The sequence below is a fragment of the Methylophilus sp. 5 genome (genome assembly GCF_000515275.1).
Lineage (GTDB): Bacteria > Pseudomonadota > Gammaproteobacteria > Burkholderiales > Methylophilaceae > Methylophilus.
Genome location: NZ_KI911560.1, coordinates 237,231 through 252,669 on the forward strand (window position 1 = coordinate 237,231; position 15,439 = coordinate 252,669).

The following is a 15,439-nucleotide window of genomic DNA, read 5'->3' on the forward strand; positions in this document are numbered from 1 at the left end:
ATGAACCGTTTGCCACGTATCGCCATCACTGCTGGCGAACCTGCCGGTATCGGGCTGGACATTTGCGTCAAACTCGCACATACAGCCATGCCAGCGGCACTGGTGGTGCTGGCCGACCCAAAGGCCTTGCAGGCAAGAGCCACGCAACTGGGTATGCCATTAACATTGCACACCTATATCGCCGACACGCTGCCACAGCACGCAGGTGACGGCAGCCTTTGTGTGCTGCCAGTGGCGACTACCGCAGCCGTTATCGCCGGTGAACTCAATCCAGATAACAGTGCAGCAGTGCTGGCCATGCTGGACCGCGCACTGGCAGGCTGCCAATCCGGTGAGTTTGATGCCATGGTCACCGCCCCTGTACACAAAGGGGTGATTAATGATGCGGGCATCGCATTTACAGGGCATACCGAATACCTGGCAGAAAAAACGAATACCGAACAAGTCGTCATGATGCTGGTTGGCGGTGGTATGCGCGTTGCGCTGGCCACCACCCATTTACCGCTCACCCAGGTCAGCTCAGCCATCACAGCCAGCTCGCTCACAACGACGATCCGCATTCTGCATCATGATCTGGTACACAAGTTTGGCATTGCGCAACCACGCATCTATGTCGCTGGGCTGAATCCGCATGCCGGTGAAAACGGCTATCTGGGCATGGAAGAAATCGACACTATCAACCCGGTGCTAGAGCGCTTGCGCGCAGAAGGCATGCAGTTGATTGGCGCCTTGCCTGCCGACACTATGTTTTCGCAAAAAAACTTGACGCAGGCCGATGCTTTTCTTGCCATGTATCACGATCAGGGGCTGACGGTACTCAAGCACGCCAGCTTTGGCGAAGGGGTCAATGTCACACTGGGGTTACCCATTATCCGCACCTCTGTTGACCATGGCACCGCACTTGATATTGCGGGCAGCGGTAAAGCTGACCTCGGCAGCATGCTGAGTGCCATCCAACTGGCCATCACCCTGTCCCAAACACGTCATAGCACACACACATGAAACACATTGCCAAGAAAAAATTTGGTCAAAACTTTTTGATCGACCAAGCCATCATCCAAAGCCTGATCAATGCCATCCATCCGCAAGCGGACGATCTCATGGTCGAAATTGGCCCTGGACTGGGCGCCATGACGCAGCCCTTGATCAAGCACTTGGATCATTTGCATGTGGTCGAAATCGACCGCGACATTATTCAGTGGATGCAGGGCTTTTATCCGCCAAAAAAAATCACCATCCATAACTCAGACGTATTGAAATTTGATTTCGCGACGATTGGCGAACGCATTCGGGTGGTCGGCAACCTGCCTTACAATATCTCTAGCCCGATCTTGTTCAAGCTGCTGGAAAACACAGCGCAGATCATAGACATGCACTTTATGCTGCAAAAAGAAGTGGTCGAACGCATGGTAGCTGAGCCTTCTAACTCGGAATACGGCCGCTTGTCAGTCATGCTGCAATACCGCTTGCAAATGGAATACATGGTGACCGTACCGCCAGAGGCATTTGACCCGGCACCTAAAGTTGAATCGGCCTTTGTGCGCTGCGTGCCTTATGCCACCCTGCCTTACCCGGCCACGGATGAAGCCTTGTTTGCCAAAGTCGTCATGGCAGCGTTTGGTCAACGCCGTAAAACCTTGCGTAATACGCTCAAAGGCTTGCTGGATGATGACGGTTTTACTGCATTGAATATCGACTCACAGCTGCGCGCCGAAAACCTGGGCGTGGCAGAGTTTGTCGCCATCAGCAACTACCTGTCCAATCACCTTTAAAACAAACACAAGACTGATCTCGGTGCTGGCTTAACCTGATTTAAAGCATAGCCTGATATAATTCTATTTTTACTAAAACCCCAATTTTTGGAGCATGTTATGCGTTTGATTCTGCTGGGCGCCCCCGGTGCCGGTAAAGGGACACAAGCCACCTTTATTAAAGAAAAATTCAATATTCCGCAAATTTCCACTGGCGATATGTTGCGCGCAGCAGTCAAAGCAGGCACTCAATTGGGCTTAGAAGCCAAGAAATTTATGGACGCAGGCGGCCTGGTGCCCGATGAAGTGATTATCGGCCTGGTAAAAGAACGCATCAAAGATGCAGACTGCGCCAACGGCTTTTTGTTTGACGGTTTTCCACGCACGATTCCACAAGCCGAAGCCATGAAAAACGCTGGTGTGGCCATTGATTACGTGGTCGAAATCGACGTGCCGGATGCAGCCATCGTTGAACGCATGAGCGGTCGCCGCAGCCATCCGGCTTCTGGCCGTACTTACCATGTTAAATTTAACGCCCCAAAAGTAACAGGTAAAGACGATGTGACCGGTGAAGACCTGGTGCAACGTGACGACGACAAAGAAGAAGTCGTGCTCAAGCGTTTGCAGGTGTATCACGACCAGACTGAGCAATTGATTGGTTACTACTCAGACTGGGCCAACTCCGGTGTGAGTGGTGCGCCACAATACGTTAAGGTGAATGGCCTGGGCGAATTGAATGTGATTAAAGAAGACATTTTTAGCGCATTAAAATAACTGCGCTCAAGCAAAAAAGCCCGCATGCTGCGGGCTTTTTTATTGGCGTTAACTCAACTACTTTTGCTTAGAAATCGTAACGGATGCCGCCAAATACCTGCCGTTGGCGCCCCACCACCATGCCGTCCACACGGCTGGTCAGGTATTCTTTATCGGCCAGATTGTAGGCACTCATAAAGTACGATACACGACTGCCAATGGGCCGGTAATTCACGCTGGCATTGAGTAGCGCATAAGCGGGGATGCGACCAGTACGGCCGGATAACACATCCGCCTTAGAGCGGCCATCGCGGTAAGACACATCCTCTTGCTGCTCACTCACATAGTCGACGCCAATGCGGGCATCAAATCCAACCGGATGTGCATAACCCAAGCTGAGCGATGCCATATGTTTGGGCGCATAAGGCAAGCGGTCACCACTGAACACATCTGCCGCCGCATTGGTTTTTTTGAACTTGGCTGTGAACAGATTGGTGTAAGAACCCGCGACATAAACATTGTGCGCAGAATCATAAATGTGGCCAAAATTGATGCGACCAGCTAACTCTACCCCGCTTTGCTGCGATTGCCCGCCATTGATAAACGAACCGGAGGTGGGGCCTGCCACCACAATATCGTCAAAAATCGTATGAAACAATGTTGTTTCAAAGGTGACGCCTTTAATGTAGTTAGTGCGCGCCCCCAACTCCCAGTTGGTACTTTCCTCGGGCTTGGTATTCACCACCACGGCTGTATTGGCACCGCCTGGCGCGTAGACATCACGGTCAGGACGCGGTGGCGCAAAGCCTTTATGCACCCCGGCAAACAAAGTGGTTTTTTCAATGCCGTTCCAGGTTAAACCCAACCCCGGCAATACTTTGCTTTGATGATTGGTGTCTTTTGACTGCGGATTATTTTGCACCGCCCCTTCAGCACGCAAAATATCCGTCCTGATACGCAAGTCTTCTATGCGCAAGCCGGGCGTAAACGTCCAGTCACCCACATAGAATGTGTTTTGTGCATAGTATGACTTGGCTTCAACATCGGTATGAATCTGCTCACGATGATCGCCAAAGGCTTCTGCATAACCCTGGTTTTGTATACGGGGATCGCTACCGCGGAACTGGTTACGCTGAATATCTTCACGGTGGTAGCGAAAACCAAGCACGGCATTACTCTCTACACCGAATAAACTATGCTGCAGATCAAGCCGTGGCTCTATGCCCCAGTACTCATACTCACGCGGGCGCCAGCGGCCGCCACACAGCTCGGCATTGGCTTCGGTAGCCACCCCCAAACCGGTACAGCGGTCCATCACAGAACGCCCGCCCAAACCACCTGGATCATTAATTTGCCTGAAAGATGCCCGCTCAGACTTGGCATAATAGGCTTGTGTACTCAGCTTGGCCTGTGTATTAATTTGAAACAGATGTTGTAGTTGAAACGTGGTTCTTTCGTGCTCAAATACATCATTTTTGCCAGTCGGCGCCTGGTATTTATTTTCATTGTATTCAACCAGGCCTAACCCGGTTTCAGACACATGAGAGCTCTCGCGGAAATAACTGGCCTTGGCAATCAAGGTGTGGCGATCAGATAAATTCAACTGCCCCTTGGCGGTATATTCCTGAATCTCAAAATCATGGTTATGACGGATACCATCGCCTTTTTTATGCAAGGCATCAATCATCAGGCCGCCACGCTCGTCGCCCGCACCAATCGTGCCATAGAGGCTGCTAAAGTCATTGTTGCCCAGTGTCGCCGACACATTACCATGCACCTGGCCGTCACTAGGCACCGGGCGCGTGACAAAGTTAATCATGCCGCCCACGGTTTGCGGGCCATACAAAATCTGGCCAGAGCCTTTTACCACTTCAATGCGCTGCACGCGCTCCAGTGGCGTGGTGTAATGTGCGGCCGGATCACCATACGGCGCCAGAAACAAAGGCATGCCATCTTCCATCAGCAAGGTACGTGCCGTTCTGCGCGGGTCCAGGCCACGCACGCCAATATTCACGCCCAAACCAAAACTGTTTTCACCCACCACATGCACACCCGGCACATTATTCAATGCTTCCTGAATTGAAAATGGGCGCCGTTCCTCCAGGGCTTTTTCATCCACCAGGTAATAAGAACCAGGCACCGACTCCAGGCGATCAGGCAAAATCCCTTTCACAACGACTGGTGAAATATTGACTGTCTCATCCTGCCGTTCTTTTTCCTCGGCCAATACTTCCATGGCTGGATTAAAGGCCAGCACCGTGGCCATCAACAAGCTTTTTTTCTTCATGTGTCACACCCTCTTTACGTTTATATTGTTATAAAAACAGGTAAAAAGGCTGCAATATTGATACCAATGTTATTACGATAACCGTTATCCCCATGTTTTTATTGCGTAAATTATATTTATATAAATAATAATGCCGAATTTCAGCTGCCGACCTAACACGCAATCGGTTTATATCAACCTACTTTAAACACACATGGCTAATATCAACCAATCAGTGATTGAATCCCCCGCCAAGGACATGCCAACGCAAAACATGCCTATCAGTTCTCGGGTATAATTATCGCTTCGTTTAGTTACTTTCAAGCCAAGCACATGCAACAGCAGTATCCATTCAAAGAAGTCGAACAACAGGCACAACAACATTGGGAATCTAACCTCAGCTTTCAGGCCAAGGTAGATAGCAACAAACCCAAATACTACTGCTTGTCGATGTTCCCCTACCCCAGTGGCAAATTGCATATGGGGCATGTGCGTAACTACACCATTGGTGACGTATTAAGCCGCTACCATCACATGAAAGGCTACAACGTGTTGCAGCCCATGGGCTGGGATGCATTTGGCCTACCGGCTGAAAATGCGGCGATTCAAAACAATGTGCCGCCTGCGCAGTGGACATACGACAACATTGCCTATATGCGCAAACAGTTGAAGTCACTTGGCTTTGCCATCGACTGGCAGCGCGAGCTGGCCACTTGCCAACCTGACTACTACAAATGGAACCAATGGCTGTTTCTGCGTATGCTGGAAAAAGGCATTGCCTACAAAAAAACCCAGGTCGTGAACTGGGACCCGGTCGACCAGACGGTATTAGCCAACGAGCAGGTGATTGATGGCCGTGGCTGGCGCACTGGTGCGCTGGTTGAAAAGCGTGAAATCCCCGGTTATTACCTGCACATTACCGGTTATGCCCAGCAACTGCTGGACGACCTGGATAAACTGCCAGGTTGGCCTGAGCGTGTAAAAACCATGCAAGCCAACTGGATAGGCAAGAGTGTGGGCGTACGCTTTGCTTTTACGCACGAGATTAAAACCAACGACGGCAACCTGATTGATGACGGCAAACTGTGGGTATTTACCACGCGTGCTGACACCATCATGGGCGTAACCTTCTGTGCCGTGGCCGCAGAACATCCATTGGCAACTCATGCTGCGCAGAACAACCCCGCCTTGCAAGCATTTATCGACAAATGTAAACAAGGCTCAGTCATGGAAGCCGACATGGCGACCATGGAAAAAGAAGGCATGGACACCGGCCTCACCGTCGCGCACCCGATTACAGGTGAACAAGTGCCGGTTTGGATAGGCAATTACGTGCTAATGACCTACGGTGAAGGCGCTGTGATGGCCGTGCCTGCGCACGATGAGCGTGACTTTGGCTTTGCTAAAAAATATAGCTTGCCGATCAAGCAAGTGATTAGCGTTGTTGAACAAAGCTTTGATTTAAACGCATGGCAAGAATGGTATGGCGACAAGGCCAAGGGCGTATGCATACACTCAGGCAAATATAACGATCTTGGCTACACACAAGCGATTGACGCAGTCGCAGCCGACCTGGCTGAGAAAAACCTGGGCGGCAAACAAACCAACTGGCGCCTGCGCGACTGGGGCGTATCACGCCAACGCTATTGGGGTTGCCCGATTCCTATCGTCCACTGCGACAGCTGTGGCGATGTACCGGTGCCGGATGACCAGTTACCGGTCAAACTGCCAGAAGACTGCGTGCCGGATGGCTCTGGTAATCCGCTCAACAAGCGCGAAAACTTCCTGAACTGCGCCTGCCCTAAATGCGGCCAACCTGCCAAGCGCGAAACTGACACCATGGACACGTTTGTCGACTCCAGCTGGTATTACGCGCGCTATGCCTCCGGCTTTAGCAATGAGGCCATGGTCGACGCGCAAACCAACCACTGGATGCCGGTAGACCAGTACATTGGCGGTATTGAGCACGCGATTTTGCACCTGCTGTATTCACGCTTCTGGAGCAAGGTCATGCGTGATATGGGCTTAGTCAACTATGACGAGCCATTTGCCAACCTGCTGACGCAAGGCATGGTACTTAACCATATTTTCTCGCGCCGCACGGCTAAAGGCGGTATTGAATACTTCGCGCCAGAAGAAATCGAGCTGGTACAAGACGCCAACGGCAAAGTGACTGGCGCCAAATTGCTTAAAGATGGCTCAGCCATCGACTATCAAGGCATAGGCACCATGTCCAAGTCCAAGCGTAACGGCGTTGATCCGCAATCGCTGATCGAGCAATACGGCGCCGACACTGCGCGCTTTTTTATGATGTTTGCCGCGCCACCAGAGCAAACCCTGGAATGGTCAGACAGTGGCGTAGAAGGCTCGCACCGCTTTTTAAAGCGCGTGTGGAACTTTGGCTATGCTTTATCGCAAATCCAGCCAGCCGACCTGCCTAACAAGCTGACCGGCGAGCTCGCTAGCCACAGACGCGAGATTCATAGCGTGCTGAAACAAGCCAATGTTGACTTAGCCAAACTGCAGTTCAACACCGTAGCCTCGGCCTGCATGAAGATGCTCAACACGCTGGAAAAAGTACACAAAGAAGCCGAGAAAGACTGGCAAGCCGTGGCGTTTGAGGGCTACAGCATTCTGCTGCGCGTGCTCTCGCCTATTGCCCCACACGTGACGCAAGTCATGTGGCAAAGCCTCAAACTGGGCGCAGACGTGTTGACTGCCAAATGGCCTGAGCCAGCTAACTCGGCATTGGTGCAAGACGAGGTGGAGTATGTGGTGCAAGTGAACGGCAAACTGCGTGGCAGCATCAGTATTCCTAAAAGCATGGCCAAAGAGCAGATTGAAGCAACCGCCGTCAATCAGGACTTCGTACAGAAGTTTCTTAATGAAGGCAGCGTGAAAAAAATCATTGTCGTGCCTAACAAACTGATTAACATTGTGGTTGCTTAAAAAAGGACGACTATGCTGCTTTCACCCCTGACACCCTCTTTGCTAAAGCGTTTCTTGCAAAATAGTGGCTGGCTATTGTTGATTGCGGCTTTGTCCTCCTGTGGCTTTCAGCTCAGACAACCTAATCCGGTTTCATTTAAATCGATTCAGTTGCAAGGCAACACCCAAATTACCTCTGCACTTAAAAAGAGCTTAAAAGAGCAAAATATTAAGTTGGTAGAAACAGCAGAAGAAGCTGAGCTACAAGTTGACCTGATACATGAAGAAAACGAAAAACGCATTTTGTCCTTGAGTGGTACCGGTGTGGTCCGAGAGTATGAGCTTTACTATCGTGTGCAATATCGCACTAAGGCCAGCAATGAGCCCACATGGGGGCTCCCACTGGTGATGGAAAGCCGTCGCGACTACACCTATAACGACTCGAACTTGCTGGCAAAACTGGCAGAAGAAAAACGCCTGACTCAAACCATGCGTACCGACGTGCTCAATGGCATTATGCGTCGCCTGTCTGCCTTGAAAAAAGCGGAGTAAGCATGCGCATCCAGGCTGCGCAACTGGCTCAACACCTGCCACCAAAACAGCATTTATTTGTGCTGGCAGGTGACGAGCCGCTCTCAATCACCGAAGCCATGGACCAGATTCGCGCCGCCGCCCGCCAGCATGGCGCCCAAGAGCGTGCCAGCTTTAGCGTAGAGCGCTATTTCAACTGGGGCCAAGTCAGCCAGTTTTTACAAAGCTTCTCGCTGTTTGCCGAGCAACGCATCTTGGAAATCAATATCCCCACTGGCAAACCCGGTGTTGAAGGTGCCAAGGCTTTACAGCAATTGGCTGAGCTGCCAGCTGCGGATACCACCATTATCATTACCCTGCCCGCGCCAGACCGCGATATGACCAGCAGCGCTTGGTATGAGGCATTGTTACAACACGGCGTATTGCTGGTGCTTAACCAGGTGCCTTTGGCACAATTGCCAGAATGGATTGCGCAGCGCCTGAGCTTGCAACAACAAACCGCCGATGAAGCCTCGCGCCGTTTTATTGCCGAGCAGGTAGAAGGTAATTTACTCGCCGCGCACCAGGAGATACAAAAGCTTGGCCTGCTTTACCCGCCGGGCCCACTTTCTGAAGATGCCATCCGCCAATGCGTGCTCAACGTGGCGCGTTTTGATGTCTCGCAACTGGGCGAAGCCATGCTGCAAGGCGACCCGAGCCGGGTTATGCGTATTATTGAAGGCCTGCGTGAAGAAGGCGAAACAGCCGTCGCGGTCATGAACCCGCTGGTGTGGTTGTTCCGCCCCTTATTGCAAGTGAGGCTCGCCATGCAAAACGGCCAGGCTGCACAAGCGGCTATGAGCCAAGCCAGGTTATTTGGTGACCGCCAGCAATTGGTCAAACGTGCATTGGAATTTTTACCGCAAAAACATATCGAAGCTGCTTTGCAGAAATTGTCTGACATAGACCGCATGGCAAAAGGCGTGGGCGATGGTGATGCCTGGCTAGAGCTCTCACGCTTATGCAGCGGCATTGCCCGCATGGCGGCCAATAAATCTGCCAGAGCGGCCACGGCAAGGTCTCGTTAAGGTTTTAAGCCTATTAAGCGTTATAAGATAGAATAATGATTATGGACATTCAACATTACATGAAACAACTGGGTGAGCAGGCACGCGCCGCCTCCCGTTTGATGGCAAAAGCTGACACAAGCACCAAGAATCAGGCCCTGCGCAATATTGCCGCCCTGATTCGCCAGCACGAAAAAGCGCTCCTAGCCGCTAACCAGCAAGACCTGGACGCCGCCAAAGCCAACGGCATGGAAGCCGCCATGCTAGACCGCCTAGCCTTGAGCGAAAAGTCAGTCGCCACCATGGCTGAGGGCTTAGAGCAAATCGCCAGCCTGCCAGACCCGATTGGCGAAATGAGCAACTTCAAATACCGCCCTTCCGGCATCCAGATTGGCCAGATGCGTGTGCCACTGGGCGTGATCGGCATTATTTACGAAGCACGGCCAAATGTGACGGTGGATGCCGCCGGCCTGTGCATTAAATCTGGCAATGCCTGTATTTTGCGTGGTGGCTCTGAGGCCATTCATTGCAATCAGGCGCTGGCCAAGCTTGTGCATCAAGGCCTGCAACAAGCAGGTTTGCCACAAGCGGCCGTGCTGGTGGTCGAGACGACAGACCGCGCTGCGGTGGGCGAGCTCATCACTATGAAGCAATATGTAGACGTGATTGTGCCACGCGGCGGCAAAGGCTTGATTGAGCGCATCAGCAACGACGCGCGCATTCCAGTCATCAAACACCTGGATGGCAACTGCCATGTCTATGTGGATGACGAAGCCGATTTGGACAAAGCCCTGCGTATTTTGGAAAACTCCAAAACGCAACGCCTGGGCACCTGTAACACCGCCGAATCACTGTTGGTTGCACGCAGCATTGCCAACACCGCCCTACCTAAACTGGCTGAGATGCTAACCAGCAAAGGCATAGAAATCCGCGGCTGCGAAGAAACACGCGCGCTGGTGCCACAAGCCGTTGCCGCGACAGAGGAAGACTACTACACCGAATACCTGGCAGCGATTATCTCCTGCAAAGTGGTTAGCGGCGTCGATGAAGCCATTGAGCATATCAACCAGCACTCCAGCCAGCACACCGAGGCGATTGTGACTGAGAACTACACCAAAGCGCGCCAGTTCCTGCGCGAGGTCGATTCCAGCAGCGTCATGGTCAACGCCTCTACCCGCTTTGCCGACGGCTTTGAATACGGCTTTGGCGCAGAAATCGGTATTTCTACTGACAAACTGCACGCGCGCGGCCCAGTGGGTCTAGAGGGATTAACTTCGTTGAAGTATGTGGTGCTAGGCGACGGCCACGTTCGAGCCTAATAAGTCTTTAATGATTATTTGGGATGCAGCGCAAGGCGCACGGAGTGCAGAAAACGAGATAGTACGAACTGGTACAGCGAGTTTGCGAGCACCGCGCAACACCGCGATGCGCCGAAAGAATTATTAAAGCCAGAATGGAAATCATAGGCATCTTCGGCGGTACCTTCAACCCCATCCACAACGGGCATTTGGTGCTCGCACAAAGTGTGCTCGACACCCTGCACTGCACGCAAATCCGCGTCATTCCGGCGGCAGTTCCGCCGCATAAAGAAACACCAGCAGTCACCGCACAACACCGCGCCGCGATGGTACAACTGGCGATACAAAACCACCCAAAGTTTGTACTCGATACCTGCGAGCTAGAACGCCAGGGCACCTCATACACCATAGAAACCCTGCACCTATTACGCCAACGCTTCCCCAGCCAAGCGCTATGCTTAATGATGGGCCAAGACAGCTACCAAAAACTCCCCACCTGGCACCGCTGGTTAGAGCTGCTAGATTATTGCCACCTGCTAGTCGTACACCGCGCAGACCGCGAAAAAACCTTATTCTGGCATCCAGAGCATGACGGCAAGTTAGTAGACATCGCAGCAGCGCCAGAAGCGTTTGCAGCACAAGCGAACGGCCTGATCAGCTTTTTGCCAACCACGCCGCCAGATATCTCATCTACACGTATTCGTGAACAGTTAAGTCAGAATGACGACACTGTGATCACTGAAATACCGCAACAGGTATTCAGCTATATAGAACAGAATCGTTTATATAAAACAGTAGATTGAGTTTAATAAAGACTCTTGAAACTAGTTTGCCTCAACATCACACACGAACCCCCAACGTCCCTCTTTAATATTTACATGGGGCCCTGTAACTGTCGCAAGAAAATACACAGCGTTTTTTGGTTCATACTTAAAAGTGAAACTAAAGTCAGTAGCATTTTCTTCATTGACTCCGTACACCCCAACCAAACTAGTGGAATCTGCGCCAACGAATTCTTTTCTTATGAGTAGTTTTTTATTTTCATCACTAAATGGTGAGAAATAGTTTTGTGCTCTTTCCAAAAGCGCACCATCTATCGACCATGACTCGATTACAACTTTATTAACTTCAAATGGTAAGTTGCCAATATTCTTTATCGTTACACCCAAATTGGCCAAGCATAACTCTTTTGCTGGCAGTCTCCCCCAATTCAGAAAACCAGTTGAAGCAGTCCTTATTTCTAAAGGCTTTTCTATTGTTATATATTTTGAGTAAGCCCATGCTCCTGCAATAAGTATTGCAAGTATCTCGACCGTGTATTTAATAATCTCTAAGCAAGCTTTGGCCCTAGAAAAGGGAGTTTTATGAGCCCTACTTAAGAAACGCCTCATAAGGCTTTGATATGATCACTATATCGATGTTGCAAACTGGATGAGAAAAAACCTCCGCAATCATTTGCACTTTTACATCCGTCACACTCAGGTGCGAACTCATTCTTCCAGTCTGAAATTGATTTTCTATAAAAAGGCAAAATATCTTTGTTAACAGTACAAAGCTGATGGTTATACACAGAGGTAGTTAGTTTATAGCTATTCAGTATGCTCACGGCATCGCTCAAGATATCTTTATACTCATAAGGGTCTATCCAAAGACTATCCAAGTTTGCACGAGTAAACCCCATCATTTCCAACCCCATTAGAGCAACGTGATCTACAAACAATAAATTCCGGCCAATAAACTCACATAGGTCTAGTAACCCTTCAATTGATTGTTTATGAATAACTACTCTAATTTCTACTTTTTGATTCAACCGCTTAAGATTTAAAACACCAGCCAAAGTCTCATCTAACGCACCTGCACTTTGAACTATATAGTCATGTATTGAAGGGTTTGAAGAGTAAATTGGGATACCAACCATCATGTCAAAATGATTAATATTGGCATATCTTTTCGCAAATCTTATATCTTTAAAAGCTCTTCCATTCGAGAGTATATGAATACCAGTTTGAGGTAGATGGCTCTTAGTAAACTCTAATAACTCCAAGAATCTTTCACCAAATAATGTAGGCTCACCACCAGAAAAACCAATTTCTTTCGTGTTCTTTGGTATCAACTTGATTAAGTTGAAAGCTTCACTTAATAGGTAAGAATCATCCTGATTTTTAGGTGGCTGCGAACACATTAAACAATAGTGATTACATTGCTCAGTAATCATAATCGTATTATTAGTAGCCTTTTTCCGGTAAAGAACTCTTATATGCTCTTTATTAGGTGTAATGCGAACAATATCTTCATCATTTAAGTAATTGAACTCATCCGGTAAAACCGTGAAACTCTCACCCTCAGAAAATGCAACCTCATCGACAAATGACTCAAACGTAATATAGTGAGCAAATCCTTTAGGAATAGTCTTCAACTTGGCAATGAACGCTTTATCAGCTCTCAAAACCTGAGGTAAATTTGGATTAGAGCTCATCACAAATAACGTTGCTCTTTCGGAGCCGATCTCGTGCACTTGGATGACCCTACCCCCGAGTTTAATCATCGGTTAGCCCAGCCCAGAAATAATTTCTTAGTATCAGAACTACTTTCCATGAGACTAATTAAATGCTTAAAAATACTCATGTTCTTTTTACAGAACTCCGACTCTGGTTTTCTTCCTAAAAAATCTTTATGAATGGCATGGTGATACACGGGCTCTGAACCACAGTACGGTTCAAATGCACATTCAGAGCACATCGGCGCACTTAGTGTGAAAGATTCTTCAAGCGCATCAAGTAGCTTGTCTGAGAGAATGATATCTTCATAAGAGTCGGACAATATGTTACCTAACTCAAAAGTTCTATCCCCCATCTCAGCAAGCATTCGACTTTCATCGGAAGCGTAGACTTTACCATCGTAATTAAAAACGATTGCTGCAATACCAATTCCAGCAGGACTCATTAGATCTACGTATCCAGACTCTTGAGCACTAAGAATTTTTTTTAAAATGAGACTTGAGTAATATTCTGAAAACTCCACACCGTTTCTATTTAACTCAATAATGTAATCAAGACCTGATTTATAGAACTGCAACCATCGCTCAGTGTTGTATGCCATAAATCTTTTTGTTTTGATCGCAAAACCATACGGAGATAATGGTCTTAAAAATACTCCCTTGAATCCTAATCTTAAATATTCATCGATAATTTCTTTGACTTTATCAAGACTCAACTCAGTAGTTGTCATCAAAGCAGAGATTTGATCGTAACCAAGTCGAGCTCTTGCTTTCTCTAATCCGGCTACAAATCGTTGATGACTATCCTTATTTGGCTTAGGTCTATTTGAGTTATGTAAAGCTTCAGGACCATCTAAAGAAGTAGAAATCTGGATTTTATGTAATTTGCAGAAGTCTAGAATCTCATCATTTATTAAAGACAAGGTAGTCGCAATTACAAAAGCAAGATCTCTAGCCGCAACTCTGTTTCTGCTTTCAGCAGACTCAACAATGTATTTAATTAACTCAAAGTTTAGTAATGGCTCTCCGCCTTGAAATTCAATTTTGATAGCTGGAGATGGAGATCTAAATACAAAATCTAGAGACTTGTCAGCCATGTCTCTAGTCATATCAAATGAAGACTTATCCTCTGACTGTCTAGAAACCTGACAATAAGGACAACTATGATCACAACGAAGTGTGACGACAAAAATATGTAAATTAGTAAATTGAGAAAGCCTAGATAGCTTTGTCCTTAACTTTAAAGCCAACAATTCAATTGGTGACTTTTCCTTCGGCAATCTGATGAAGTGCTTAGACCTTAATTGACAATATAAGCGACTAGTAACATCTAGTTTTCGATGAACCAATGCTTCTAAATCTTCATGTTCAATCAGCAGATACTCGCCAACGATATTAGTGATGATGTAACTTTCATCATTAAACCTATCAAATTTAAAAGGTAGTAACTCATAAGCTGAGTCTTCTGCAGCATAGCTTTCAAGCCCTTTAAATTTACTCAATTTTTTGCAGACCAGTATTCAAGAAAGTGGCACTCAATATTAAATTTCTGACAGTCTCGGTTTCTTTCGCAATTAACTGCCGTAGATGTTGATCAAGAATCTCTTTCTTAAAATCCGCTTTTAATTTTTGCAGTTGGCTATCTGAGTGCTCGCTATCAAATATGATATGACAAAGTATATCCCTATCAATTAACTCAAAATCCACTGTAAATTTATTGATAAAGCGATACGCAGCCTTCTGTATTGTTTCAACAGAATAAACACGCTCGTCGAATTTGAGCGTCAACTCACTCTTACTCACTTAATATCCAGACGAGTGAGAGCGATGAGATGAATGTGAGCTATGCGAGGAATGGGAGTAATGAGCGGCATAAAAGATGCCATCACTATTTGGTTTAAGGATAAACTTTAAAGCAGTTTTATCGCCAAAGTCGAATTTGTTAACTTCTTCAGTCTCGATCTCAAGCAAATTAGACTTAGCTTGTTCATCTATTGAATTGTTATCAACAGATTTCGCATTTGATTGGTTTGCAGTCAAGGCACTAGCTAACACAGCCAATGGCAAAAGATATTTTCTTTTCATGATTAGCCTCTCACGTGTATTGATATTTTTTTAAATAAACTATCATGGAAATTACATTGACGTCCATAAACCATCATTCCGAATTTAGATTAAATAATGTAAATATTTGCATTCAATCATTTAAATCCGAAGAATCATCAATCCCTTTTTCAAAATTCCATACAGTAAAAAACTAACAATAAGACAATTGAATATTTAAACTCGTAAAAACGTTACTTACAAAGATGCCTTTAAATATCTGAGTTGCTATCTACTCAATAACAACTTCGTTACCACACAATAAA

General features: G+C 47.7%; 14 protein-coding genes. 8 read left to right on the forward strand and 6 right to left on the reverse strand.

Annotated elements, in window-relative coordinates; genetic code table 11:
* The 3 genes from pdxA (at window position 1) to adk (ending at window position 2,525) form a co-directional block, all read left to right on the forward strand.
* Window positions 1-1,002 carry a 4-hydroxythreonine-4-phosphate dehydrogenase PdxA gene (gene pdxA / locus METH5_RS0101060; RefSeq protein WP_029146750.1) on the forward strand — a complete coding sequence of 334 codons (1,002 nt, stop codon included), beginning with the start codon at window positions 1-3 and terminating at the stop codon, window positions 1,000-1,002.
* Window positions 999-1,772, forward strand: coding sequence for a 16S rRNA (adenine(1518)-N(6)/adenine(1519)-N(6))-dimethyltransferase RsmA (rsmA, locus tag METH5_RS0101065; RefSeq protein WP_029146751.1), 774 nt, complete (start codon window positions 999-1,001; stop codon window positions 1,770-1,772). Before pdxA ends, rsmA begins: the two co-directional genes overlap by 4 nt.
* A 99-nt stretch (window positions 1,773-1,871) precedes the next feature.
* Window positions 1,872-2,525, forward strand: a complete 654-nt coding sequence (gene adk / locus METH5_RS0101070; protein WP_029146752.1) for an adenylate kinase — start codon at window positions 1,872-1,874, stop codon at window positions 2,523-2,525.
* A gap of 67 nt (window positions 2,526-2,592) precedes the next feature.
* Here the strand turns inward: adk and METH5_RS0101075 are convergent, their stop codons facing one another.
* A complete protein-coding gene (locus tag METH5_RS0101075; protein WP_029146753.1) occupies window positions 2,593-4,791 on the reverse strand; it encodes a TonB-dependent receptor domain-containing protein in 2,199 nt (732 codons plus the stop codon).
* Between the two features lie 312 nt (window positions 4,792-5,103).
* Between METH5_RS0101075 and leuS the strand changes: the two genes are divergently transcribed.
* From leuS to nadD, 5 genes are all read left to right on the forward strand, one after another.
* Complete coding sequence (gene leuS, locus METH5_RS0101080; RefSeq protein WP_029146754.1) at window positions 5,104-7,719, forward strand: leucine--tRNA ligase; 2,616 nt, start codon at window positions 5,104-5,106, stop codon at window positions 7,717-7,719.
* A gap of 12 nt (window positions 7,720-7,731) precedes the next feature.
* The gene (lptE, locus tag METH5_RS0101085) at window positions 7,732-8,250 is read left to right on the forward strand and encodes an LPS assembly lipoprotein LptE (RefSeq protein WP_029146755.1); all 519 of its coding nucleotides are present in this window, start codon (window positions 7,732-7,734) and stop codon (window positions 8,248-8,250) included.
* A 2-nt stretch (window positions 8,251-8,252) separates the two neighbouring features.
* A complete protein-coding gene (holA, locus tag METH5_RS0101090) occupies window positions 8,253-9,296 on the forward strand; it encodes a DNA polymerase III subunit delta (RefSeq protein ID WP_029146756.1) in 1,044 nt (347 codons plus the stop codon).
* A 41-nt stretch (window positions 9,297-9,337) separates the two neighbouring features.
* A complete protein-coding gene (locus tag METH5_RS0101095) occupies window positions 9,338-10,594 on the forward strand; it encodes a glutamate-5-semialdehyde dehydrogenase (RefSeq protein WP_029146757.1) in 1,257 nt (418 codons plus the stop codon).
* Between the two features lie 134 nt (window positions 10,595-10,728).
* Window positions 10,729-11,376 carry a nicotinate-nucleotide adenylyltransferase gene (nadD, locus tag METH5_RS0101100; protein ID WP_029146758.1) on the forward strand — a complete coding sequence of 216 codons (648 nt, stop codon included), beginning with the start codon at window positions 10,729-10,731 and terminating at the stop codon, window positions 11,374-11,376.
* 21 nt (window positions 11,377-11,397) lie between these two features.
* Here the strand turns inward: nadD and METH5_RS0101105 are convergent, their stop codons facing one another.
* The 5 genes from METH5_RS0101105 to hxsA2 all read right to left on the reverse strand — a co-directional run bounded on the left by METH5_RS0101105 (window position 11,398) and on the right by hxsA2 (window position 15,155).
* Window positions 11,398-11,964 (reverse strand): hypothetical protein, encoded by a 567-nt coding sequence (locus METH5_RS0101105; RefSeq protein ID WP_029146759.1) that lies wholly within the window; start codon window positions 11,962-11,964, stop codon window positions 11,398-11,400.
* Window positions 11,961-13,049 (reverse strand): His-Xaa-Ser system radical SAM maturase HxsC, encoded by a 1,089-nt coding sequence (hxsC, locus tag METH5_RS0101110; RefSeq protein ID WP_198290669.1) that lies wholly within the window; start codon window positions 13,047-13,049, stop codon window positions 11,961-11,963. Before hxsC ends, METH5_RS0101105 begins: the two co-directional genes overlap by 4 nt.
* Before the next feature lie 65 nt (window positions 13,050-13,114).
* Entirely contained in the window at window positions 13,115-14,572 is a 1,458-nt protein-coding gene (hxsB, locus tag METH5_RS0101115) for a His-Xaa-Ser system radical SAM maturase HxsB (protein ID WP_029146761.1), read from the reverse strand.
* Window positions 14,565-14,873 carry a His-Xaa-Ser system protein HxsD gene (hxsD, locus tag METH5_RS0101120; RefSeq protein ID WP_029146762.1) on the reverse strand — a complete coding sequence of 103 codons (309 nt, stop codon included), beginning with the start codon at window positions 14,871-14,873 and terminating at the stop codon, window positions 14,565-14,567. The genes hxsB and hxsD overlap by 8 nt, the downstream gene beginning before the upstream one ends.
* Window positions 14,874-15,155, reverse strand: coding sequence for a His-Xaa-Ser repeat protein HxsA2 (hxsA2, locus tag METH5_RS15615; protein ID WP_157381495.1), 282 nt, complete (start codon window positions 15,153-15,155; stop codon window positions 14,874-14,876). It lies immediately after the preceding gene.
* Window positions 15,156-15,439 lie beyond the last annotated feature (284 nt).

Excerpts from the sequence above, each read along its gene's own strand:
- pdxA (WP_029146750.1), top strand. The coding sequence starts at position 1 with ATGAACCGTTTGCCACGTATCGCCATCACTGCTGGCGAACCTGCCGGT.
- rsmA (WP_029146751.1), top strand. The coding sequence starts at position 999 with ATGAAACACATTGCCAAGAAAAAATTTGGTCAAAACTTTTTGATCGAC.
- adk (WP_029146752.1), top strand. The coding sequence starts at position 1,872 with ATGCGTTTGATTCTGCTGGGCGCCCCCGGTGCCGGTAAAGGGACACAA.
- METH5_RS0101075 (WP_029146753.1), bottom strand. The coding sequence starts at position 4,791 with ATGAAGAAAAAAAGCTTGTTGATGGCCACGGTGCTGGCCTTTAATCCA.
- leuS (WP_029146754.1), top strand. The coding sequence starts at position 5,104 with ATGCAACAGCAGTATCCATTCAAAGAAGTCGAACAACAGGCACAACAA.
- lptE (WP_029146755.1), top strand. The coding sequence starts at position 7,732 with ATGCTGCTTTCACCCCTGACACCCTCTTTGCTAAAGCGTTTCTTGCAA.
- holA (WP_029146756.1), top strand. The coding sequence starts at position 8,253 with ATGCGCATCCAGGCTGCGCAACTGGCTCAACACCTGCCACCAAAACAG.
- METH5_RS0101095 (WP_029146757.1), top strand. The coding sequence starts at position 9,338 with ATGGACATTCAACATTACATGAAACAACTGGGTGAGCAGGCACGCGCC.
- nadD (WP_029146758.1), top strand. The coding sequence starts at position 10,729 with ATGGAAATCATAGGCATCTTCGGCGGTACCTTCAACCCCATCCACAAC.
- METH5_RS0101105 (WP_029146759.1), bottom strand. The coding sequence starts at position 11,964 with ATGAGGCGTTTCTTAAGTAGGGCTCATAAAACTCCCTTTTCTAGGGCC.
- hxsC (WP_198290669.1), bottom strand. The coding sequence starts at position 13,049 with ATGAGCTCTAATCCAAATTTACCTCAGGTTTTGAGAGCTGATAAAGCG.
- hxsA2 (WP_157381495.1), bottom strand. The coding sequence starts at position 15,155 with ATGAAAAGAAAATATCTTTTGCCATTGGCTGTGTTAGCTAGTGCCTTG.